The following is a 23,001-nucleotide window of genomic DNA, read 5'->3' as shown; positions in this document are numbered from 1 at the left end:
CTTTAACTGGACCAGTGGGGAACGGCGTTACGGCACCTTCTTTCTTTCAGATTTAATGATGAAAAGAATAAATGATCTAATTTCCAATTAGTTTCGATTCGACATCATTGACATCATTTATACAAATCTATCAATTGACAGTATATGATAATGATCATACAATAATTTTAAAACATAGTAATTAACTTGGTTTTATCAAAAACATACGCATTAACCCAGAGGAGAGTATACTATGGCAGTTCAAACGTTCAAAGCATCAGCACATTTACAAGATGGAGTTAAAGTTAAAGCTACTTCAAGACATTTTGAGCTAACTATTGACGAACCAAAGAGCTTAGGTGGAACGGACACGGGTATGAATCCAGTCGAAGCTCTGCTTGTCTCTTTAGGAGCTTGCCAGTCAATCGTTGCTAGAGTTTATGCCCCAAAGTTTAATGTTAAATTGGATGATTTCCAAGTCGATGTGGAAGGCGATCTTGACCTTGATGGGTTTTTCAACAAATCAGACGTTCGCCCAGGTTACTCCGAAATCCGCTATACGTTCCGAATTAAGACTGATTCGCCAAAAGAAAAGGTTGAGGAGCTTGTAAAGTTTTTGGAGAGCAAGTGCCCAGTTGGAGACTCACTCGCAAACGGAGTTAATCTTAAATTAGACAGTATCATTATCGAGAATTAAGCTAAGGCTCGAATACACACACAAATATTATTCAGACCATTGTGTTCAGCTAGAATTGCATAAGCACAGTTTTGGTGCTTACAGCTATTTATTGGACTAGTTTGAGGACTGTAAGCACGATTTTTGGCCCTACAGCTTGAATTTCGCCGGATTTGTGACGGGAATGGAGGTTTTAAGCACGTTTTTGGCGCTTAAAGCCTCTTTTTTGTTTAGTTTGAAGGCTGTAAACTCGATTTTCGGGTTTACAACCTTTTTTGCCTCACGGACAACCTCATGTTTATTAGAATGATTGTTCTTGCGAATAACGTCCCCAGTGGGGGCGGCTGCCATCGACATCGGATATGTCATAGTCCTCCGATAAGCCCCAAGAGGTGAAGCTCCGTCCTGACTTTGACATTATATCCGGATCAGCGGCAAGCGCGGCTAAACCGCGCCCAAGGAAGAACGGAGTCTCCGATTGAAGAAAATGGGGGTCCTTCTGGGCCGCATCTCGCCAATTATTTTCGGTGACACCGAAGTGATCCAGCATTTCTTCCGAACGCAGAAACCCAGGCGTTACGGATACTGCGGCTACGCCATGCGGACGAAGCTCTGCCGCCTGCGCCTCGGCTAGATGGATGACCGACACTTTTGCTAAGCTGTATGGGAGGTTGCCGCGATAGCGATAATCGTAACCGTCCGTGACCTCAATAATTAATCCCTTACCCCTTGCAACTAATAACGGTGCTCCATAGTAACTCGTAACCAAATGAGAATGAACAGCGCGCTGCTGCATGAGAAGCGCTTTTTCAAGAGAGCCCTCCCAGAAAGGAGTTCCCCACTCGGACAGTGATTCACCGCCCCACACGTCATTGACGAGAATATCCAATGCGCCATTCTGCTCTTCTTGAATTCTCTCGAATAATGCCTTTACTTCCTCTGGAATCGTATGGTCAACCCGCACAGCAATACCACGGCCTCCTTGTGCGGTAATGAGTTCAGCTGTCTCCTCAATCGTTTCCTTTCGTCCGATGTCCGATGGGTTGCCTCGTATGCTTCTTCCTGTGGCATATACCGTTGCTCCTGCCGCTCCCAGCGTCATTGCAATCGCTCGTCCTGCTCCACGAGTTGCCCCGGCTACTACTGCTACTTTTCCATCTAAGGGTTTCATATATACAATTCCTCCTCAGTTTCTACGTGTTCTTATATCATCAGTATAAACAGAATATGTGCCAAGTACTGTCACCTATCAAAAGGTATCGTTGGATTATTTTTTATTTTATGTAAAAACCGGGGCGTTAGCCAAATGCGCAAAAGCACTGCTATACGAGGATAACTAAGTCGATACACGTGAACTTGAATTGCGAAGCGCTATGTAATTTAGTGTATAGGATGTTTAAAAAAGCATTAGCAAACAAGCTGGTACCGGTGTTCATCCGGTATCAGCTTGTTTACTTTTTGTTATAGTCGAGGCTAATGACTCAAATCTTCGCCATAACCGTTCGCAAATATTCAGACGGAGACATGTCCGTGAACGATTTGAAGTGTCTAGAAAAGCTATGTACACTGCTGTAATGAAGCAGCTCTGCGATTTCTGTGAAGGTATGCCGCTGCTCTCGGATGTAGCGTTTAGCGAGCTGTATTTTTAAGTTGCGATAATATTTCATAATGCTGATGTCCTTGCTTTTTTTGAAAATGGTGAGCGCATGGCTTTTGCTTAAATTGAAAGATTTATATATTTGCTCGAGGCTAATATCTTCATAAATATGTTCTTCCATATAAGCGCACATGCGGCTAACTAGATCCTCTTCACTTCGCTGCTTGATGGAAGGTGACAATCGCTGCTCTCGTCTTAGCAGCTTGTCGCCGGCATTTCTTAAGTGAATCAACAGCATCTCCAAATATATTTTAATAAGCTGCTCGGAACCGATAGGGGCAGCTGGATTTCTATGAATGGCATGATTACGAGGATCGTCAAAGGGAGGATTAAAGGCGGCAAAGCCATTTTTCATAATTTGCGCCAATATTTCCTGCTGCTCAGCATCCAAGGTGAAAATTTTATTTTCGAAAAAGGACATTTCCCTCGAGTGACAAATGAACGACAAAATGATCACGTTCGGCGCGATTTTCTTATTGGCCCAGACGCCATGAAATTCGTTCGGTTTGTGAAAGATCATATCCCCTTGCTTAAGATGATAGCCTTCCGTATCTGCAAAAACCTCCAGCTCCCCTTTATCTACATAAACGAATTCCCAGAAGTCATGCTTCTCCCCTTCAAATGCGAAGTCTTTAGAAAATTCGAAATAATGGAAGGAGATCAGCTGCTTGATAGATAACGGTTCGTTAAGCCTCGTAGGGGCAAAGTAAGTATCCTTCATCGGCTATTGCCTCCTTTGAATCGATGTTCATGATGTTTGTTTCGGACTTATTGCTATTATTCAAGTTCTTTTTGCTAAAGATCAACAGAGAGTGAACGCTTACACTTATAGTAGCAGATTAGCAATAAAAAGGAATGGGTGAATTGTGATGAATGTACTAGCTGTAGGCTGTCATCCGGATGATCTAGAGATTGGCTGTGGAGGAACGTTGGCAAAGCTGGCTGCGCAAGGGCATCAGGTAACGATGGTTCATGTGGCCAATGGAGATAAAGGGCATAAGGTGATTCAGTCGGAACAATTGATACAAATTAGAAGACTTGAGGCTAAAAAAGCTGGACAACTGATTGGTGCGGAAGTTATTAGCTTGGACGTCCCCGATTTGACAGTGAAGTCGGATCAAGATGAGCTAATCAGTAAGCTTGTGAAAGTGATTCGCAGGGTCAAACCAGATTATATCATCACGCACCCGCCTGAGGATTATATGAAGGATCATATGGAAGTATCCCGTGCAGTATTTGATGCAAGCTTCGCGGCTACTGTACCCCATTATAACCATATTGAGGGTGAGGATGCTCACCATAAAGTGGCTCCTCTTTATTATATGGATACGTTGGCGGGAGTCAATTTTCTACCAACTGAGTATGTAGATATTAGTGATTATATCGAGACGAAAATTCAAATGAATGATTGTCATGAAAGCCAGATCAAATGGCTGTACGAGCATGATGGCATCGACTTTCTGGATTTTGTCAGAACGGTTTCCAAATTCCGCGGGCTGCAATGCGGCAAGGCCTATGCGGAAGGCTTTAAGCAAAGCCAAGCATGGCCGCGGTTAACGACGGAAAGATTACTGCCTTAGTTGCGTTGCTGGATTCGATAAATAGGTCAATTAAGAGTGAAGCAATCAATAGAATGGGAGAGTGGCAAGCGTGAATTTTGTGCAAACGGTGCAAGGATCCTTGTTGGAAAATTTCTACCCGGCCGGTTGGAATATGGAAGCGATCGATAAATGCTGCTCTAATCCTCCTGAGACGATCGGAGAGCGTCAGTCTTTCTGGAACGAGGAGTTTCAGCTGATTTCTTGTAATGAGGTTCAAGAGCTTGATGTGAAAATGGGACATGAGATTGCATGGCAAATTCGTCAGAGTAAGCTTGACGGACGTAAAGTGGCTTTTATACTGCCAGTTGGCCCAATGGGCATGTATAAGTGGGCAGTTTATTTTCTAAAGGAATGGAATATCGATTGCTCGCATGTATATGGCTTTAATATGGATGAATGGAGCGATGCAGAGGGACGTACTTTACCTTCTGACAATAAGGGCTCCTTCCAATACGCAATGGAGCAGGCTTTCTATGGTCCGCTTGGAGAGCTCACTGTACCTGTGAATCAGCGTCACTTTGCAACATTAGATTCATTGCCTACCTATGCGGATAAGATTGCGAATTTAAAAGCGGAAGGCGCGGAACTAATTACTGTATTCGGAATCGGTCGTATGATGCATATCGCGTTTTGGGAGCCGCATTTTGGAGCTGAGTTTAATAGTGATGAGGAATGGAGCAAGCAGACGCATCGAATCGGGGCGCAGCTTCATCCGTTAACGATTGAACAGAATGCAATTACGAGCTTCAAAAGCCGGACAACGCTGGTGCCATGTCGCGCGAATACGATAGGTCCGGGCTTGTTCCTGCAATCCGATAAAATCATTGGCGGTTGTGACGGAGCTTTAGGCCGTGGTATGCAGTGGCAAGGGCTTTCACTCTGGACAACTTTGCGTCATGGGCCGGATAGATGGCTCCCTTCAACCTATATGCCGACACTGCCAGGCAGGTTATTTTTCCTTGATGAATTGGCAGGCCCGCTGGAGGCGGATGTTAACTAAGGATTAAATTAGCCTAGTTAACTATTAATGATGGAATTTTAGTCAAAATAAAAGTTGTGAAATCTTAGAATAAAGTAAATTTTAAAGAAGCCTACTGAGCTAAGCAAAGCTGAGGGAAGGCTTCTTTCTTTTGTTCAATTTTTATAGTTAATTAAAGGCAAATTGTCGTATACTGTGGAAAAAAAGGAGGAGTGGTAGTCTTTGATGTGGATAAAACAGAGAATCAACAATATTCCTATTTTTCCAAAGCTGATTATTACTTTTTTAATCATAACTACACCATTGTTTACGTTAAGTATTGCATTGAATGAGCTGGGCAAGCAGGAGGTGAAAAGCCAAATATCCAACTCAATTACAACAAATAACCACTATTATTTCTTGTTGCTTGAGAAGGAATTAGAACGAATCATTCGAACGCAGCAGGAATTTATCAATGATGAGGATCTCAACCAATTGAGTAACGCAATTTCGATTATGTCCGATTACCAACGAGTGAAAGCATTAAATGATTTAAAAACTAAATTAACAACGTTGAAGGATTCTAGTATTTATATCAAAGACATTACTATTTATATTGATGCAATTGACGGAACCGTTTCAACCTCTAGTACAGAAGAAACCTCGAATACTAGAGAAGAGGCAGAGAAAATAGCCATGGCGACACTTGCGAGTGGAGTTCCGATAACATCCTGGCAAGATCGTCTCTATTTGAATTTAACGTATCCAAACAACTCTATGATTACCTCGAAATCACCACAGTTTATACAAAATATCGAATTATCTATGGATGCGCTTACAAGCGCTTTGAATGCATTCCCTCAAGAGGGAGGGGCCATATTGTTTAATGATAATTGGGTTATTTCCAATCATAAATATCCGGAGCCACTAGAGGCGATCAAACAAAAATTAAAGCAAGCCATGCAACAATCGACAGCGTTTACGAAGCAAATAGTCGTGGATAACGAGAAGTATATGGCCGTGTATGAAAAATCATCCTTTTTGGAAGTTTCACTCCTCTTCTATTTCCCTGAAAACGTTATTGTTGGTCAGTTGAAAACGTATGGAACCTGGTTCTGGCTAATCGTAGGCAGCTCTTTAATTATAGTTACCCTGTTTTCCTATGGCATTTATTTATTAATTCACCGGCCTCTGCAGCTCTTGATTAGAAGGTTCAGGAATGTGGAGGGGGGGAATTTTCAAACGACGACTCCTACGGCTCGGCAGGATGAATTCGGCAATATATTTAATCAGTTTGATCGAACGGTACAAAGCTTGCGGACATTAATAGATGAGCTATATGTGCAGAAAATCAGGCTGCAGCAATCGGAATTGAAACAGCTGCAAATGCAGATTACTCCTCATTTCCTGTATAACAGTTTTTTTATACTCCATCGGTTAATCAAAAATGATGAGAACGAAACGGCAGAGCTAGTATCCAAAAACCTGGGTGACTATTTTCACTATATTACTAGAAATGGCCTCGAGGAGGTTTCATTCGAGGATGAAGTGAATCATGCCCGATCTTATGTAGAAATTCAAAATATAAGGTTCTCGAATCGCATTGTAGTGACTTTCGATCCGCTTCCTGACTCCTTTCGGGGAGTTATGATTCCGCGCTTAATTTTACAGCCGCTGGTGGAGAATGCTTACGAGCATGGACTCGGTGATATGGTTACTGGAGGAACCTTGGCTATTACATTTGAAACTTCAGAAGATAGGCTGTATTTTTCGGTTGAGGATAACGGTATGGGATTGGATGAAGAGCAAATGTCTAGCATAATTCGAAAGATTACCTTCGAAGAAGAAGGAGAGACAACGGGACTTATTAATATTCATCGCCGCTTAAAGCTAAGATATGGCGAGCATGGCGGGCTTGAGGTAATGCCCGGCGGCAATGGGGGTTTACTGGTAAGGATTTATATTCCACATGACAAAGGAGAATGAATATGTATCGGGTACTTATCGTCGATGATGAGCCTATTATTGTGAATAGTATGTATCGATTGCTACAGGAGGCCGTTCACTTAGAACTTGAGGCCCATCGGGCTTATAACGTTTATGAAGCGCTGGATTGTATGCAGCAGGTTCGGATAGATGTAGTCATTTCAGATATTCGGATGCCTGGAATGAGCGGGATTGAGCTGCATAAGAAAATCGTTCAAAGCTGGCCGCGATGCAAGGTGATTTTCCTAACGGGATATAACGAAGCGGAATATGCACGACATGCTATTCGGACAGGCGGTGTAGTGGATTATGTGCTGAAAAACGAAGATGATCACGTTATTTTGGCGGCTGTAGAAAAAGCATTCGCAGAGCTCGATGAGGTTGAATACGGTGTGGATTATATGATGAATGCAAAGAAAAAGCTGCAATTGGCCATTCCTGCCTTGCAAAAAAATACACTGTTTGATTTGATGCGTAACCCCTCTTTATCAATGCAGGAAATAGAAGCTAGATTTGCCAAGTCTGAAATTCCATTAGCGGCGGGCGAGGGGGTATTTCTCGTTCTTGGCAGAGTTGATATATGGCCGATAGTTTTAAGTGATCTTGATCGTACACTGCTTATTTATGCCTGTCAGAATATTGCGGAGGAATATTTGGATCTTTCGGTTGAGCATGTATTCGTCGTATTTGATTCTAATAAATTTCTCTGGTTCATGCAGCCTAAAGAGCTTATGGCAGCAGATCCCTTGAATGAGGAACAGAAACAGAAGGCTTGGCAAAATTTGAAAACAAGAGTATATGGCATCATAGAGGCTGTTCAACAGACTTGCAGACAGCTGTTGAAGCTGCCGCTATCCTTTGTCATTGGGCGCGATGCTTATGAGTGGGAGAACGTAGGCGCACAATTTCACTATTTAAAGGCGTTGCTTGGAGATGGTTCACATAACAGACAGGAGCTGCTCATCCAGGACTCTGATCAGTTTGGACTTCATATGGATTCTAGTCGCAGTAATCCGTTCTCTGACTCCATGAATAATAAGAAGCAATTTGAATTACTGGAACAATACCTATCGAGCGGACAAGCAGAGCAGTTTAATAAGCTATACCATGAAATTATGAATGTGGATGATTTGCCCGGCTACAAGTACCAGCTGGAGCTATTTTATTCCGTTTCATTGAGCTTAATGTCTTACGCAATTCGAGCAGGACTATTCAATGAGCTGTCAGTAAAAATGGATCTTGGAAAAATGACACAGTATGATGCACACGAGTCATGGCCTGATGCGGTTACTTACTTAGCTAAGGTTGCTGATTACGTACTTGAGCAATATGAACCTGCTGCTGATGAGCAAGGTGAACGTTTGATTTTAGCCATACATCAATACACGCAAGCTCATCTCGGAGGAGATCTCTCACTGACGAAACTATCGACAGTAGTGCATCACAGTCCAACCTATTTATCCCGTCTATACAAACGAATGACAGGCACAATGCTCTCCGACTATATAACCAAAGAACGCATGAAAAAAGCGCAGCAGCAGCTAGCGGAGACTTCTATGAAAATAGGGGAGATTGCTACACATGTAGGGTATGAGGCTGCTCCACAGTTCAACCGTTCTTTTAAAAAAATGTTTAAATTGACGCCCCAAGAATACCGAGACCGGTTTCAAACCATGCAGGAGTAGAAGAAAGCAAGAGAAGTCAAGGAAAGCAAGATTGGCAAATAGCTTCGGCTTTTCAGTTCTTTTATGATAATACTGCAAGCACTAATTGATATAGGGGGACGAAATATGAAGGGGAAGGCCGTTAAAAGTATCCTGTTATCCGCATTGGTTTTTACGATGGTTTTTGTATCCGCCTGCAGCACTAAAAGTAATGAGGGGAAAGATCCGGAAGTATCCAGTACGCCAACGAGTGGTACGGAAACAAGCTCACCTGAGGAAACTGCTGTTAGCTATGACCCGCTCGGGAAGATTGATCCTCCAATTGAGGTGACAGCAGTGAGAACGCTGGACTCAACGACTAAATTTGCAGAAGGCGACTCGATTGATAAAAATGCCTGGAATCAACTCTACTTGGATGAGTTCGGCATTAAACTAAAGTATTTATGGGTTGCTGATCCAACTCAATATAATCAAAAATTCAATGTCACAATGGCTTCTGGAAAGCTTCCTGACATTATGCCGGTCGACGGTACTCAGTTTAACCAATTGGTTGAAGCGGATTCATTAGCTGATTTAACAGATGCATTGGAGAATTACGGCACACCTATAACGAAAGAACTATTGAAAAAAGATGGCGGTTTTGGTCTTGATTCTGCGACATTTGGCGGCAAGCTGCTTGGCATCCCTGTAAATCCTGGTGCGAATGATAATGCTCCGCTGCTCTGGGTACGTACGGATTGGTTAAAGAAGCTCAATTTGCCCGAACCAAAGACGATGGACGATGTATTTAAGATTGCGGAAGCGTTCGCAAAACAGGATCCAGACGGAAATAAGAAGGACGATACGTACGGTCTAGGTTTAGACAAACTTTTGTATGATGCCGTATTTGGACTATATGGCTTCTTTAATGGCTATCATGCTAATCCGCAAATATGGGTTGAGAATGAAGCGGGAGAATATGTATACGGAAGTATTCAACCGGAAATGAAAGTGGCGTTAGCCAAACTTCAGGAAATGTACAAAGCAGGTTGGATTGACCGTGAATTTGGCGTCAAAGATATAGAAAAATTAATTCAAGCAGGCAACGCCGGCAAACTCGGCATGTTTTATGGCGTTATGTATGCCAATAGTTACTTTACTGAGGGCAAGAAATTGGATACCGGGATGGACTGGATACCATTTGCGCTGCCGTCAATAGACGATCAACAGGCAAAACCACAATTGGTGTTCCCTATTGGTAAATATTATGCTGTGAGAAAAGGGATGGAGCATCCAGAAGCACTAATTAAGATGCTTAATGCATTCGGTAATGAATGGGATCGGACCAAATATCCGCTTACTGCGATCAATCAAGATGGTGACATCGCAAAGTGGGTTTATGCACTAGTTACAGGATCTGATCCAACTCAAAACCTGGATATGTATACAAGGGTTTCGAGTGCGATAGAGAAGAATGACGAAACCCTGTTGAACCCTAAAGCACCAGGACAGAAGATCTTCTGGGACAGCCTTAGAAAATGGGAAAAAGGCGATGCCGAAGGGTGGCTTTATGCCAGAATCTTTGATGCCCAAAAACTGTTACATGATTACCACACAAGCGATGGGTTTCTTATGACGAAATATATTGCTGGACCAACAGCTACGATGGTGGAAAAAGATGCGACGCTTAAAAAAATGGAATTGGAAACATTCACGAAAATTATTATGGGTGAATCATCCATTGATGCCTTTGACGAGTTCGTAACGAATTGGAAAAAGCTTGGCGGCGATGCCATTACTGCAGAAGTAGCCAAATGGAAGGCTAGTAAATAAAAACAAAAGCTGACCGGGGAAGCAGGTGCTCTGGTATTGCCAAGTGTGACCTGGTAACACCTTCTTTCCTGGAAGGTTATTAAGATGAGGAAGTGATTGGAATGTCCGTTATGACAGTTACAGGGAAGGTACGGGCGGACAGTTTAGGACTGGTGCTACCCCATGAGCACGCCTTTATTGATCTAAGAGATCTAGTGCCCGCTCCGCATACGATATCTGGCAAGGTGCTATCACAAGAGAAAGTAAGCTTGACCAATCTGGGTAAGCTCAATAGAAATCCTTATGCGGTTCTGGATAATGCGGTTTTGGATGATGAGAAAATAATGGAGTGGGAGCTTCATGAGTTTAAGAAAGCCGGCGGGAGGACATTTGTCGATCTCACCCTTCGTGATATTGGCAGGGACCCTGTCTTATTGGCTAGGTTATCAAGGGCGCTTGATATCAACATCATCGCGGGCTGCGGCTACTATATTAATGCCTCTCACCCACCCGATATGGACGATAAAACCATTGATGCCATTACGGAAGAGATACTCGGAGAAATTAAATACGGCATTGATGGTACCGAGATTAAAGCTGGTGTAATTGGTGAAATAGGGACAAGTGAAATCATTTATCCAAATGAAAGAAAGACGTTGATTGCAGCAGCAACAGCCCAGCAGGAAACGGGATTTGGTCTCCATGTGCATACTGATCTATGGGCAACTAATGGATACGAAGTCGTGAAGATACTGACAGAACACGGTGCCTCTGCAGAGAAAATATGTATCAACCACATTGATGTAGATTTGAAAATGGATTATATGAAGGATCTGCTGAATAAAGGTGTTTATATTGAATTCGACAACTTCGGAAAGGAGTTTTATGCAGACAGAAGGCACAAAAGCGTTCTGAAAGGACTTTTTGCCAGAGATATAGAGCGGGTTAGAGCAATCAAGGAATTGATTGATTGCGGCTTCCTCTCCAAAATATTGCTGTCCAATGATGTATGTCTGAAAACATGCATCCACCACTATGGAGGATGGGGATACGATCATGTTATTACAAATATTATCCCTATGATGCAAGACGAAGGCATAACAGATGAACAAATCCAAACCTTAATGATAGGTAATCCTGCAGTTTTCTTGGATGATGGAAGGGACTAACAGGGAGAGGTATGTTATGAAAATTATCGATTGCAGCTGTGCTGTAGGATATAAGACGGTCAATTATGAGGTCGTCAACCATGAGAATTTTATTGTGAGGGAGAAAGTAAAGCAGGCTCGTGACGCCGAGGAATTGCTTCAAGAGCTTGATTTCTGTGGAATTGATAGTGCGGTAGTTAGCCATAACACAATGGCCGATGTGGATCCCGATTACGGGAACCGTGCGGTTCTCGTTGAGACTAATAAAGCGCCAGAAAGGCTGCTGCCAACATGGACGATACTACCACCAATTACTGAAAGCCAGTATGCCCCTGAGTATTTATTTCCTGCGATGAAGGCGAATGGGGTGCAGATGTTAAGAGCCTATCCAGAACGCAACCGTTACTTGCTTAATGGTGTAGTCATGGGTGATCTAATTGGGGAAATTGCTGCAGCAAAAATCCCGCTGTATCTGACTCCGAGCGAGGGTTGGCAAAGTATCTACAGTATTATGCAGGAGTTTCCAACCTTAACAGTCATTCTTCATAACTATGGATTGTGGAGCCATTCTAGGCTTACGTATCCCTTATTCCGAACCTATAAAAACCTGTACATCGAGACCGGTGATATGCAAACGGCCGGAGAGATCAAGGATATTTGCAATAAATTTGGTTCAGAACGTCTCCTTTTCGGCTCGAATTTCCCAAGCAACGCTATAGGCGGTCCGCTGGCTGCATTGCTTGGTTCCGGCATAACTAAGGAACATATGGAGAACATCGCATACAAAAACCTCGAGAGATTACTAGGTGAGGTGTCACGATGAGTATACAGAAAATGACTAATCAATCGCAGTTAGCTAGAGAGTTTATTGATACAGGAAGGCTGTCTAGCATCCCATTCATAGATATGCACACACATATGGGTCCTTTCTATGGTACCTATTTACCGGAAGCTAACTTGGATTCGATGATTCAGACGATGGATAGGGAAAATATAGAATGGATTATTTCAGCTCCGCATAGCGCGCTATTCGATCCTATTGGGGGAAACTCGGAGATAAAGCCTGCGATGAAGCAGTATCCGGACAGGATCTACGGTTATTATGTGGTAAACCCGCATTATGATCATAACTTGGATCAGGATCTCGCTGAGTTCGATAGTGTGAAAGGTTATGTGGGAATTAAACTTCTTCCTGACTATCACAAATATCCGCTTACGGGTGAGAAGTTCCGTAAAATTTATGAATTCGCCAACGATCGTGGACTGCTCCTATTATCCCATACATGGGGACACAGCCCTTACAATCCTCCGCAAATGATAGGAGAGCTTGCGCGTAAATATGAGAATATTACTTTCCTGCTGGGTCATTCAGCTCCCGGTGAAACCGATTATGCGATCGAGCTTGCGCGGACACAGCCGAATGTTTATTTGGAGCTATGCGATACAGGGCGACTTAATGGGATAATCGGCAAAATGGTCCATGAGGCTACTTCGGAGAAGGTAGTATTCGGAACAGATTTCCCATGGTATGACCCTAACTACATGCTGGGAAGTGTACTGTTTTCAGGTATTAGTGATGAGGAAATAACTAATATTATTCACCATAACGCAGTGCGATTGCTTCATAAAGTACGAAATCGAAAATGATAGTCAACGGAGAGGACAGGGTAGGCAATGACTGAAATAATAGAATCGTTTGAAACAGCGAAGGGCAACTTATTCGGAGATTTGTTAACAACGAGAGTCGCTAGTAAAAAACTGAAAGTCGGTTTGATAACATTAGGGTTTTTCGAGTATTGGAGGATGTTCCCGGACACATTGAAAGCAAATGTTACGGCGGATATGACCTGCGTCTATAACAATCTTCGTAACTATCTTGGTCAAGATGAAGTTATCTGGGCGGGACTTACAGACACATTAGATGCCGCAGAGGCTGCTGGTCAAGAGCTGGCAAGCCAGCAAGTCGATCTAATTGTCTATGTGGCAGGCACCTATTGTCCTGATTATATGGCAATCCAAGCTTTAGAGCATGTTCGTCATGTGCCAGTTGTTTTATTTAACACGCAGCATAATAACAAGATTAATCTCGATACGAATTATGAGAATATTCTGAGAAATAGTGCCTTAATTGCGAATTTGCAGTTGGCCGCAACGTTTAGAAAAATGGGTTGGTACCCTGATTTAAAGGTTGTTGTGGGATCAATCCAAGATAGTGCTGCTTTCGAAGAAATGACCAAATATATTCGTGCATACAAAGCCTATTTAAGCCTCAAAACGACTAACATTGGCGTCATCGGTCATGTTTTCAGAGGGATGTATGATTTTGAATTCGACAAGACGATGATAAAAGGCACACTTGGGCCAAACATTATTTCGATACAGGTTGATCATTTGCTCGATCAGTTCAGCAAGGCTACCGATGTGGAAATTGAGGATATAGTTGAACAGACTAAACATAGATTTAACATCGTTGGATTGAGCGAGGATGACATTTATAAATCTTCAAAATTTTACGTCGCTCTTAAGAATACATTGGATCGCTTCAGGCTTGATGCCCTAACGCTGCTCGGCCAGCATTACGTGGAGCAGAAGACGGGAACGACCTCGTACCTAGCCAACACCATGATGCATGAAGAAGGCAAATTAGTCGTTAACACAGAGGGAGATGTTCACGGACTCATTATTATGACGTTAATGAACATGCTTAGCGGCAAAGTGCCTGCCTATGCGGAGTGGGGCGAATATGACGAGGAACTCAATGCCCTGCTTATGGTGCACCATGGATATGCGAACACGGAATATGCAACAGACAGAAGTACGGTAAAGGTCAACCGCTCACCTGAACAATGGGGGTTGCAGGGTGCAGGCTTTGGGTTTGAGTATACGTTGAAGCCAGGTGATGTGACGATCAGCCATCTAATTATTGATGCTGAAGGCTATAAGATGCTCATTGTTAAGGGCCAAGCCTTGCATATTCCGAAGAACATTCCTTGTGAGGAGATTACAGCTGTCATTCAATTTGATACGCCAATTAAGCAATTTCTAGCAGCTCTGATTAAAGAGGGATTCGCTCATCATTGCATTATCGGCTATGGGGATTTGACGGAAGAGCTGTCTTATGTTGCTGATTTTATGGGGATTAGGAAAGTTATTTATTAAGCCAGTTTACTCGGAAAATAGAATGTGATGGGAGAGTTGAAAGCATGATGCAAATTCAGTCTTCAGAGTTTATTGCTAGAGTAGAGAAGCTTAAAGTGTTGATGGCGGAGCAAGGAATGGGTGCGTGCCTTGTCTACGGTGATGAATATAGAAAAGAAAATTTGCGCTATTTGAGTAATTATTGGCCATTGTTCGAGAGAGGGGCGGTCATTGTTCCTCTCAACGGGCAGCCTGTAGTGCTGGCTGCACCGGAAGGGGAACTGTTGTGCCGAGAAATGACCTCGTGGCCTGACGTGCGTCTACTCTCCCAATTCAATTGTGTAACCGTGCCGGATGAGATTGAATACCCGCAAGCCAATTACACGAGCTTGAAAGAGATATTCGCAGAAGTGAACACGAATAATTCGTTAAAGCGTATAGGTATTTCTGGAATAGATGCAATGCCTGAACCGCTGCTAAATGCGATTAAGGGAAGTCTAGAAGACGTGGAATGGACCGATGCTGGCGGCATGCTTTTTCAATTAAGAATGACAAAGTCAGCAGACGAAATCGCTTGTTTGAAGGAAGCGGCGAGAATCGCGGACGAAGGCTACAAGCTGATGATTGAGAATGTTAAACCTGGAATGACTGAGCTTGAACTGTCAGCCTATGCTTATGGCGAATGTATGAAGGCGGGTGCGGAGTTTGTGCCATTCATCGTTCTGACCAGCGGGGAACGGGTGAATACCATTATCGGAAGGCCGACTCGTAAGGTGATTCAGGACGGAGATATGATTATGGCTGCGATTGCTGTTCAATATGAAGGCTATGTAGCAACGGTAGGTTTTCCTTTCGTGGCAGGTCAAATGAGCAATGAACAGCAGCAGTTCATAACGCTGCTTGTGGAGGCTGAGGATATTGCATTATCCAAACTGGTGCCAGGAGCCAAGCAAAGTGATCTGGTCAAATCAGTGAAAGACTATTTTGAATCCAAACAGGTCACCGAATATGACCTTTATCCACCGCTGCATGGCTGCGGACTAGCAGAAGCAGAGTCTCCTTACCCAGACGATAAATCTACAGCACTCTTCGAAATCGGAATGACGGTGAATACGGATGTTAGTTTGTTCGGACATCCATATGGTTCTAACCGAGTCGAGGAAAGCTTGATTGTGACGGAAAATGGCTATGAATCGATGTCGAAGCTAGTCAGACATTTGAGCAAGACTTGGATAGAAACAGCGACGATTTCGGTTAATTAAGGAGGAGCGTATGGGCAAAGAAGGCGCAAAAAATTGGTATGTAATCGATGGGTATTTACCCTACAAAGGTAAAATAGATAATGATTCGCTTGAAGGGCATGAAGCCATCATGATTCTGAATTGTCAGGATACAGAAGCGGAAATTTTCATGGATATATTTTATGAAGATCGAGAACCGGATCGTGATATTCGGCTTGTTGCAGCGGCAAGAAGAGTAAAGTGTATTCGAATGGACCATCCGGATGAAATCGGAGGAATCGTGCTAGACAGACAATTACAGTATTCCTTGCGGTTTAAAAGTGATGTGGATGTCATCATTCAGTACGGAAGAATGGATATTGCTCAGCCCAATCTTGCTTATATAGGCATGATAGGATATTCAGAGTGATGAAGAACTCCAAACTTAAACGTGAAATCCCATTGCATCTTATGCTGATCCCTGGCGTTATTCTTATATTAATTTATAGCTATTTTCCAATGGCTGGTATCGCTTTTGCATTCCAAAAATTTATTCCGATACAGGGTTTGTTTGGTTCGAAATGGGTGGGCTTCGATAATTTCCGTTATGTGCTGCAGATGCCTGATTTCTGGCAGGTACTGAAGAATACCTTTTTTATTGCAACCATGAAAATCATCGCCGGGCAAATTGTTCCTATCGTTGTAGCCTTGTTATTAAACGAGATGAAACGAGCATTCGTTAAACGAGGTGTTCAGACACTCATTTATTTGCCCCACTTCTTATCTTGGGTCATTCTCGGAGCCATTCTGGTTGATATATTGTCTCCTTCAGAAGGTATTGTAAATCAAATCCTTCAAGCTTTCGGTTTGGACCCTATATTTTTCCTTGGCAGCAATCAATGGTTCCAAACGGTGTTAATTGTATCCGATGTTTGGAAAGAGTTTGGGTTTAGTACGATTGTATATTTAGCAGCTATTACAGGCATTAATCCTTCCCTTTATGAAGCTGCAATTGTTGATGGTGCGAATCATATGAGGCAAACCTGGCATATTACGCTGCCAGGTATGGTTCCAATCATTATATTGCTTGCAACCTTAAGCTTGGGCAGTGTTTTAAATGCCGGTTTTGATCAGGTGTTTAATTTATATGGCCCATCGGTCTATCAGAGTGGAGATATATTGGATACGTTAATTTATCGGATTGGTCTTATTGATGCTCAGTTCGGTGTGGCGACAGCTATTGGTTTATTTAAATCGGTCGTTTCGCTGGTGCTTATATCGATTTCTTATGTTTTGGCTTATCGTTTGGCTAATTATCGTATTTTCTAAAATAATTAAGCAGATTAAAGTGTTGAGTTTTGAAGAAAGGAGTGTAGCCCATGCGTCATGCGTCCTTGAGCAGAAAAATATTCGTTGTTTTCAATTACATTTTTTTGGTATCACTTTCCCTGCTCTGCTTGCTTCCTTTGATTCAAGTGCTGTCTATTTCCTTTAGCTCTAGTCCAGCAGCATCCGCCGGTTTGGTAAAGCTGCTGCCCGTAGATTTCAGCTTGGATTCGTATCAATATATTTTGCAGAAAAAAGAGTTTATTAGCTCTTTCAGCATTACTTTGAAGCGGGTTGCAATAGGATACACCTTTAATATTTTACTTGCGCTTCTGTGCGCGTATCCTTTGTCCAAGGAAGTGAAGGAGTTTCGGGCTCGCACCTATTATGCTTGGTTCTTTGTATTCACTATCCTGTTTGGCGGAGGTCTTATTCCTACCTACATCATAGTTAGTGAAACAGGGCTGCTTGATACGATCTGGGCCTTGATCATTCCGGGTGCAGTAGGTGTATTTAATATTATTTTGCTCCTAAACTTTTTCCGAGGATTGCCTAAAGAAATTGAGGAATCCGCTTTTATAGATGGAGCGGGACATTGGACGGTGTTAACGAAGATGTATGTGCCGATGTCGATGCCTGTGCTTGCCACGATTTCGTTATTTACATTGGTCGGTCACTGGAATGCCTGGTTTGATGGGTTGATTTACATGAACTTCCCAGAGAAGTACCCTTTATCTACTTACTTGCAATTAATGGTCATCAATAGCAATCCGATGAAAATGGATATTAACAATTTAAATGGTGCTTTGGAAATATCAGAGCGTACGACCCGGGCAGCACAAATTTTCTTGGGTGCGTTACCGATTCTTATTGTTTACCCATTCTTGCAGAAGTATTTTGTGAAAGGGATCGTCGTTGGAAGTGTGAAGGGATAATAGCTGTTTATTGGGGGAGAAAAGGATGAATGCTGTAAATTATGACAGATGGATCTGGATTGAATTAATTGGTTTTGATAATAGAGAAAGTGATTACGGCGTAAGCGCGTATTTGAAAAACGCTAAGTTTAAACCGGATGGCATTTCATTGCTTTTGTTCACCCCTGATTTTGTTCATGCACATAAAGGGATGGAGAAAGAGCATATGTTGCCCATTGAAATATGCTCCTATGCGGCACGTCCTTATGGCAAGCATCACAACAGGCAGGAATGGACGAACTATCAGCTTCGCGGATTGGTTGCAGAGCTGCAAAAGCATGGGATTGATATGTACTGCAGCTTTTTCAACTTGTTTCTATATCATGATAATGGAAAGGAAGCAGCGAGTGAATGGTGTTCCTCGCACCCTGAGCTTTATGAAATGAGGAAGACGGGTGAAGCGTTCCCTGTCATTAACCCGCTGAAGCGTTTAAAAGACGGCACCTACTATGAGGATCTATTTATTACTGACTTGATGACCGTTATGCGTGATTATAACTTTGATGGGTATCACGGAGCGGACGGTTACACGAGTCCTCGTCTTACGATTGCCGAGGCAGATTACTCCGACGATATGGTAGAGCAGTTTACAAGATTCAGCGGGGTGGAATTGGCAGAGAACCTTAAGCTTACTTGTGACGGCGAACCGTTAGAAATGGAGAAACGAGGCAATTGGATATGGATCCATAAGCGAATGGAATGGATTAACTTCTATGCACATCGCTGGGGAGAACTTTGGCAGAAGATTATGCCGGCACTACGCAAGGAAGGGAAAAAAGCCGTTCTTAATTCGGTCTGGACCAGAGATCCGTTCGAAGCTTTACATCGTTATGGCGTGGATTACAAGCTGCTCGCAGCATCTGGTGTTGATGCATTTGTAATAGAATCCGTAGCTGCCTCCTGTTCTGCTGGTGCAGGAGAGATCGAGTACGAACCGGGTACAGAATTTATGTCCATGATCATGACAATCAAAGCTTATGTGCCGGATATGAAAATGATTTGTTTGAATGCAATACAGGATACGAACGAGCAGTGGGATGCAATTAGCCATGTGCCGACACTCTTGGAGCGGGATATATACTCCTTTTCGAATATATTTTTGAAGGATCAACAAGGGGTAAAGCGCTGTACTTCAGGGTTTGTAGCTTGTCTTGGTGATGGAATCAGCGAGAGTGATTGGGAATGGTTATTAAGAAGGTGGAATCTGGGTTATGAAGGGCAGCCTGAACGGATAATCGGATCCAGCTTTGTATGGTCGGATGAAGCACTGAACCATTCTTTAGAAGACTATCCTGCAACCAGGAACTGGCCCGCTTATAAGTTTTTGAAGGAATTAATAGACCGAGGCGCTCCGCTGCACACGATGGTGAATGTGAAGGATTTGGAGCAAACAAGCGGCGCGATTTGTATAACTAGTCTACATTTGTTGCCGGATATGGAATTACAGCAGGTTCTTGCCTATCGTAGTGGTTCATCCACTCTAATTGGCAATATGACGGAGCGAATAGCACAGATTTTTGCAAGTATCGGCTTAAATGTGAGTGCAGCTCCAGGTCAGCTATTCTGTATCGCGCGTGAGACTAATGGGACAGTTATTAACACAATCGTAATGACGAAGGATAGCAATTCCTTTCACAATGAATCTGATGATTTAACCCATTTGATTGATCCGAAGTCATGGGTAGACCCTCTTTATTTTAGTCCTGTGTCAGATGACTTCTTAAGCGGGTGTGTTCAAGCACTGATAAGCTGCTCTGATGCGCCTTTAGTTGTTAGAAATGAACAACATATTCGGACTACAACGATGGAAATTAACCCGAGCAAATGGCGCATTCTGATTCAAAATTTGCATCTGAACTATAAATCGGCATATATCGATGTAGGTCATCCCATTGCGAAGGTGAACGTGTTGACTGATTTCCCGGGCATACCGGTATTTCCAGATGGTTCGAAATTTCGTTTATATGTGCCGGGAAGAGGAATGGTGTTAGTGGAAGTTGACTTATGATGCAAAAAATATTTACGTTCAATGATGCATGGACGGCTTGGCTGCAGGGCAGCAAGTTTCCGATTGCATTCTTCGGAGATAGTACGGTCGACGGTGCGAATACGACAAATTGGGTTGGTAATACCATTGGAGTAGACAGCGCCTCGCCAAACACGTTCTCGAAGAAACTGGAGGAACTGCTTCGCCAAGCTACCAAAAACGAGACATTACGCATTTACAACGCAGGATTTAGCGGAACCATTGCAAGCTGGGCGGTAACCGTTTTAGAAGAGCAGTTCGGTAAAACATCCGCTTATCATGATGTGCAAATGATTGGGATCGGATTCGGTATTAATGACCGCAACGATCAGCTTTACTATGCGAACGAGAAGGCTTACAGAGATGGATTCAAAAGGTATATCAAACAAATCATTGACTGGTGCTACTCGAATAATATCCAACCGTTTCTGTTGACTACCCAAGCGATCGTTGAGCCTGGGGTACTGACTGAGTATACGGAAGCCTATCCGATGAGAACAAGTGATCATATCGAGTGTATAGCGAACGAAGTGAAAAGGGAGCTGGCGGAAGAGTGCCGTCTCCAGATCATTGACATGAACAAATACACGGAAATGTTCTTATTGTATTCTTCTATCAGCACACAACAGATTATTTCTGATCGGCTGCACTTTGGGGACATCGGCCATTTTTACGAGGCGGGAGTACTCTTTTCCCACTTGTCCCCAAGAACAATCTTCGTAGATGACTTCACTAAAATCGATTATTCCAGTCAAAAAATCAAGGACAGTGTGCCCGAAGACTGGCTGACCATGCCAGAGGCACCAACGGGCCGTTTTAAGGTTTACGTCGACTACACGAAGACCGATTCGAACGACATCATTATGATGTCTGCATGGGTTTTTGTTAGAGCAAAGCAGAGGCTTACGTTGAAGGCTTATAAAGGAAATTCCTCTGAAACTTATGTCAAAATAAATGGCGTTATCAAAGGTTTAACCAGTGCGGAAACTATCATCGGTGAATTAGAAATAGGCTTGTATTTCCTAGAAGTTTTTACTGGCGCATCAACAAAGGCAGACTTTAAAGGGTTTATTTTCGAATAGTCGAACGTAATCGAGGAGGTAGAACAAAATTGAGTACGCAAACAAAAACAGGTAATCAAGCAAAAAGATCATCTCTAACGGTTTCCGGGGAATTTCCGATTGGTATCTTCGTGAACCCTGTTCCGTCCGATACGTCCGATGCTTCCTACGCAGATATCAGGGCTATGAATGCCAACTTTATTGTAGCAACTAATCGGTTGACTACGCCTGCGACTACGGACTGGGCATTGGAGAAAGCGGCAGCTAATGATCTGAAAATACTAGTGACTGACACGGGAATCCGCTGGATTCAGTCAGAATGGCTATCGCAAAATGATGATAAGGGACAGGGGCTGTATCTTCGAAACGACAGCTCTATCGGTCAAACTTTTACAACACCTGATGTTGATGACTTGAGTATTATGATCCTTTCCTTTAAGAAACAAGGGGTATGGCCGGAAGGGGCAGCTTTAACACTAAGCCTCTATAATTCTCCTAGTAAGGATACTCTTATTGTGAAATCAGAGCTTAAAGGGCCGTTCGAAAGCGATTATCCTGAGTTTGTACTAAGTGAGTTTCCTCCTGAGGCCCATACGAGCTATTATTCCGTTGCTGCTAACACGACCTATTATATGGAACTGACAACGGACAGTGAGGTAGAGCTCGGTCCTTTTCTAACTAGTGAAATAGATGCCTACGATGGTGGGAAAGCGTATGTGAATGGTGCGCCTCTACCGTATGATCTCTATTTTCAAATTACACTGAGAACGCCACATGGTGGAACTATATCGGCTTTTTCACCGACAGGCAGGCCATCGGATGACTATATTGATAAGCTGGTCAATCATTACAAGGATCACCCAGCTGTACTTGGCTATAACTTAATTGATGAGCCTTTTGCTGAATTGTATCCTGCGATGAAAGAGACATCAGATCGAATAAAGGAGCAAGATCCGACTCGACTCATTTACACCAATCATTATGCACTAAACGATACGGGTCTTCATTATTTTGCCCTAGAGAATGGTCGTCCAATGGGGTATGAGGACTATATTAATGACTGGCTAGCTACCAACCCAGATATGCTCTCCTATGACTATTATCCGTATTTGTCGAGCGGTGTTGACGAGAAGGTCCACTATCAAACATTAGAATTTTTGCGTAAACAGTGTCTATTATATAACAAGGATTTGTGGGTTTATATTCAATCGGTGGCTTATGATACTTTCTTTATAGTAAAGCCTAATGAGAATCAAATGAGATTTCAGGTGTATTCTTCCTTGGCTTACGGAGTCAAGGGATATGTCTACTTTACCTACGCGACGGAAGCCGGACCGGAACTTGAGGGTATTATGCATGATGGGCTTATCTTGCCGGATGGATCGAAAAACGATACTTATAAATATGCCAAAAAGATAAACGGAGAAGTATTAAATTTGGGGTCTACGCTTCTGTCACTTACCTCATTAGCTGTGTATCATACTGGAGATTTACCGCCATCAACACAGGCTTTGCCTTCTACATTTTTCTTTAAGCCCTCAAGCGCTGATGCTGAATCGTCTATGATCATTTCATATTTCGAGAATGAGGCCGGCAGAAAGTTTGTTATGGTCGTCAATAAGGATTTGGAAAATGAACGCAGCTGTTCGTTTTCACTTGCGCATAGGCCACAAACTATTAATGAGGTAAACAAAATGTCGGGTGAAGAAGTAACGGCAGCGTATGAGCCTTCGGACGGAACATTAACCGTCAGCTTTCTACCGGGAGAAGGTAAGCTTTTTGGTCTGGAGAGCTGA

At 42.9% G+C, this 23,001-nt stretch carries 19 protein-coding genes; 17 read left to right on the top strand and 2 right to left on the bottom strand.

Translation table 11 applies throughout. The features are described from left to right. Positions 1–232: 232 nt before the first annotated feature. Positions 233–676 carry an OsmC family protein gene (locus AC0YN7_RS17520; protein WP_475811299.1) on the top strand — a complete coding sequence of 148 codons (444 nt, stop codon included), beginning with the start codon at positions 233–235 and terminating at the stop codon, positions 674–676. A gap of 280 nt (positions 677–956) precedes the next feature. Here the strand turns inward: AC0YN7_RS17520 and AC0YN7_RS17515 are convergent, their stop codons facing one another. Together AC0YN7_RS17515 and AC0YN7_RS17510 are read right to left on the bottom strand one after the other, a co-directional pair. After that, the gene (locus AC0YN7_RS17515; protein ID WP_475811298.1) at positions 957–1,826 is read right to left on the bottom strand and encodes an SDR family oxidoreductase; all 870 of its coding nucleotides are present in this window, start codon (positions 1,824–1,826) and stop codon (positions 957–959) included. A 310-nt stretch (positions 1,827–2,136) separates the two neighbouring features. Next, on the bottom strand, positions 2,137–3,033 hold the full coding sequence (locus tag AC0YN7_RS17510) for an AraC family transcriptional regulator (protein WP_475811297.1): 897 nt from the start codon (positions 3,031–3,033) through the stop codon (positions 2,137–2,139). 148 nt (positions 3,034–3,181) lie between these two features. Between AC0YN7_RS17510 and AC0YN7_RS17505 the strand changes: the two genes are divergently transcribed. The 16 genes from AC0YN7_RS17505 to AC0YN7_RS17430 all read left to right on the top strand — a co-directional run bounded on the left by AC0YN7_RS17505 (position 3,182) and on the right by AC0YN7_RS17430 (position 23,001). Further along, positions 3,182–3,892 carry a PIG-L deacetylase family protein gene (locus AC0YN7_RS17505; protein ID WP_475811296.1) on the top strand — a complete coding sequence of 237 codons (711 nt, stop codon included), beginning with the start codon at positions 3,182–3,184 and terminating at the stop codon, positions 3,890–3,892. Between the two features lie 70 nt (positions 3,893–3,962). Continuing rightward, entirely contained in the window at positions 3,963–4,913 is a 951-nt protein-coding gene (locus AC0YN7_RS17500; RefSeq protein ID WP_475811295.1) for a sugar phosphate isomerase family, read from the top strand. 204 nt (positions 4,914–5,117) lie between these two features. After that, positions 5,118–6,857, top strand: coding sequence for a sensor histidine kinase (locus AC0YN7_RS17495; protein WP_475811436.1), 1,740 nt, complete (start codon positions 5,118–5,120; stop codon positions 6,855–6,857). A gap of 2 nt (positions 6,858–6,859) precedes the next feature. After that, complete coding sequence (locus AC0YN7_RS17490; RefSeq protein ID WP_475811294.1) at positions 6,860–8,542, top strand: response regulator transcription factor; 1,683 nt, start codon at positions 6,860–6,862, stop codon at positions 8,540–8,542. Positions 8,543–8,647: 105 nt separating this feature from the next. After that, a complete protein-coding gene (locus tag AC0YN7_RS17485; protein ID WP_475811293.1) occupies positions 8,648–10,333 on the top strand; it encodes an extracellular solute-binding protein in 1,686 nt (561 codons plus the stop codon). A gap of 101 nt (positions 10,334–10,434) precedes the next feature. After that, positions 10,435–11,481: a phosphotriesterase family protein gene (locus AC0YN7_RS17480; protein WP_475811292.1), complete on the top strand. Its 1,047-nt coding sequence runs from the start codon at positions 10,435–10,437 to the stop codon at positions 11,479–11,481. Positions 11,482–11,497: 16 nt separating this feature from the next. After that, complete coding sequence (locus AC0YN7_RS17475; RefSeq protein ID WP_475811291.1) at positions 11,498–12,283, top strand: amidohydrolase family protein; 786 nt, start codon at positions 11,498–11,500, stop codon at positions 12,281–12,283. Next, a complete protein-coding gene (locus tag AC0YN7_RS17470; RefSeq protein ID WP_475811290.1) occupies positions 12,280–13,107 on the top strand; it encodes an amidohydrolase family protein in 828 nt (275 codons plus the stop codon). Before AC0YN7_RS17475 ends, AC0YN7_RS17470 begins: the two co-directional genes overlap by 4 nt. Positions 13,108–13,134: 27 nt before the next feature. Beyond that, a complete protein-coding gene (locus tag AC0YN7_RS17465; protein ID WP_475811289.1) occupies positions 13,135–14,619 on the top strand; it encodes a hypothetical protein in 1,485 nt (494 codons plus the stop codon). A 44-nt stretch (positions 14,620–14,663) separates the two neighbouring features. Then, positions 14,664–15,860 (top strand): M24 family metallopeptidase, encoded by a 1,197-nt coding sequence (locus AC0YN7_RS17460; RefSeq protein WP_475811288.1) that lies wholly within the window; start codon positions 14,664–14,666, stop codon positions 15,858–15,860. 10 nt (positions 15,861–15,870) lie between these two features. Next, positions 15,871–16,248 carry a sensory rhodopsin transducer gene (locus AC0YN7_RS17455; protein WP_475811287.1) on the top strand — a complete coding sequence of 126 codons (378 nt, stop codon included), beginning with the start codon at positions 15,871–15,873 and terminating at the stop codon, positions 16,246–16,248. Further along, positions 16,248–17,147, top strand: a complete 900-nt coding sequence (locus AC0YN7_RS17450; RefSeq protein WP_475811286.1) for an ABC transporter permease — start codon at positions 16,248–16,250, stop codon at positions 17,145–17,147. Before AC0YN7_RS17455 ends, AC0YN7_RS17450 begins: the two co-directional genes overlap by 1 nt. A gap of 50 nt (positions 17,148–17,197) precedes the next feature. After that, on the top strand, positions 17,198–18,079 hold the full coding sequence (locus tag AC0YN7_RS17445) for a carbohydrate ABC transporter permease (RefSeq protein WP_475811285.1): 882 nt from the start codon (positions 17,198–17,200) through the stop codon (positions 18,077–18,079). Positions 18,080–18,104: 25 nt separating this feature from the next. Next, a complete protein-coding gene (locus AC0YN7_RS17440) occupies positions 18,105–20,126 on the top strand; it encodes a hypothetical protein (protein WP_475811284.1) in 2,022 nt (673 codons plus the stop codon). Then, positions 20,123–21,226 carry an SGNH/GDSL hydrolase family protein gene (locus AC0YN7_RS17435; RefSeq protein WP_475811283.1) on the top strand — a complete coding sequence of 368 codons (1,104 nt, stop codon included), beginning with the start codon at positions 20,123–20,125 and terminating at the stop codon, positions 21,224–21,226. Before AC0YN7_RS17440 ends, AC0YN7_RS17435 begins: the two co-directional genes overlap by 4 nt. A gap of 29 nt (positions 21,227–21,255) precedes the next feature. After that, positions 21,256–23,001: a hypothetical protein gene (locus tag AC0YN7_RS17430; RefSeq protein WP_475811282.1), complete on the top strand. Its 1,746-nt coding sequence runs from the start codon at positions 21,256–21,258 to the stop codon at positions 22,999–23,001.

It is taken from the genome of Paenibacillus sp. J31R122, from assembly GCF_056269185.1.
Note: the sequence above shows the minus strand (reverse complement) of the source record. Positions and strands in the feature narration are given on the sequence as shown.

Excerpts from the sequence above, each read along its gene's own strand:
- AC0YN7_RS17520 (WP_475811299.1), top strand. The coding sequence starts at position 233 with ATGGCAGTTCAAACGTTCAAAGCATCAGCACATTTACAAGATGGAGTT.
- AC0YN7_RS17515 (WP_475811298.1), bottom strand. The coding sequence starts at position 1,826 with ATGAAACCCTTAGATGGAAAAGTAGCAGTAGTAGCCGGGGCAACTCGT.
- AC0YN7_RS17510 (WP_475811297.1), bottom strand. The coding sequence starts at position 3,033 with ATGAAGGATACTTACTTTGCCCCTACGAGGCTTAACGAACCGTTATCT.
- AC0YN7_RS17505 (WP_475811296.1), top strand. The coding sequence starts at position 3,182 with ATGAATGTACTAGCTGTAGGCTGTCATCCGGATGATCTAGAGATTGGC.
- AC0YN7_RS17495 (WP_475811436.1), top strand. The coding sequence starts at position 5,118 with ATGTGGATAAAACAGAGAATCAACAATATTCCTATTTTTCCAAAGCTG.
- AC0YN7_RS17490 (WP_475811294.1), top strand. The coding sequence starts at position 6,860 with ATGTATCGGGTACTTATCGTCGATGATGAGCCTATTATTGTGAATAGT.
- AC0YN7_RS17485 (WP_475811293.1), top strand. The coding sequence starts at position 8,648 with ATGAAGGGGAAGGCCGTTAAAAGTATCCTGTTATCCGCATTGGTTTTT.
- AC0YN7_RS17480 (WP_475811292.1), top strand. The coding sequence starts at position 10,435 with ATGTCCGTTATGACAGTTACAGGGAAGGTACGGGCGGACAGTTTAGGA.
- AC0YN7_RS17475 (WP_475811291.1), top strand. The coding sequence starts at position 11,498 with ATGAAAATTATCGATTGCAGCTGTGCTGTAGGATATAAGACGGTCAAT.
- AC0YN7_RS17470 (WP_475811290.1), top strand. The coding sequence starts at position 12,280 with ATGAGTATACAGAAAATGACTAATCAATCGCAGTTAGCTAGAGAGTTT.
- AC0YN7_RS17465 (WP_475811289.1), top strand. The coding sequence starts at position 13,135 with ATGACTGAAATAATAGAATCGTTTGAAACAGCGAAGGGCAACTTATTC.
- AC0YN7_RS17460 (WP_475811288.1), top strand. The coding sequence starts at position 14,664 with ATGATGCAAATTCAGTCTTCAGAGTTTATTGCTAGAGTAGAGAAGCTT.
- AC0YN7_RS17455 (WP_475811287.1), top strand. The coding sequence starts at position 15,871 with ATGGGCAAAGAAGGCGCAAAAAATTGGTATGTAATCGATGGGTATTTA.
- AC0YN7_RS17450 (WP_475811286.1), top strand. The coding sequence starts at position 16,248 with ATGAAGAACTCCAAACTTAAACGTGAAATCCCATTGCATCTTATGCTG.
- AC0YN7_RS17445 (WP_475811285.1), top strand. The coding sequence starts at position 17,198 with ATGCGTCATGCGTCCTTGAGCAGAAAAATATTCGTTGTTTTCAATTAC.
- AC0YN7_RS17440 (WP_475811284.1), top strand. The coding sequence starts at position 18,105 with ATGAATGCTGTAAATTATGACAGATGGATCTGGATTGAATTAATTGGT.
- AC0YN7_RS17435 (WP_475811283.1), top strand. The coding sequence starts at position 20,123 with ATGATGCAAAAAATATTTACGTTCAATGATGCATGGACGGCTTGGCTG.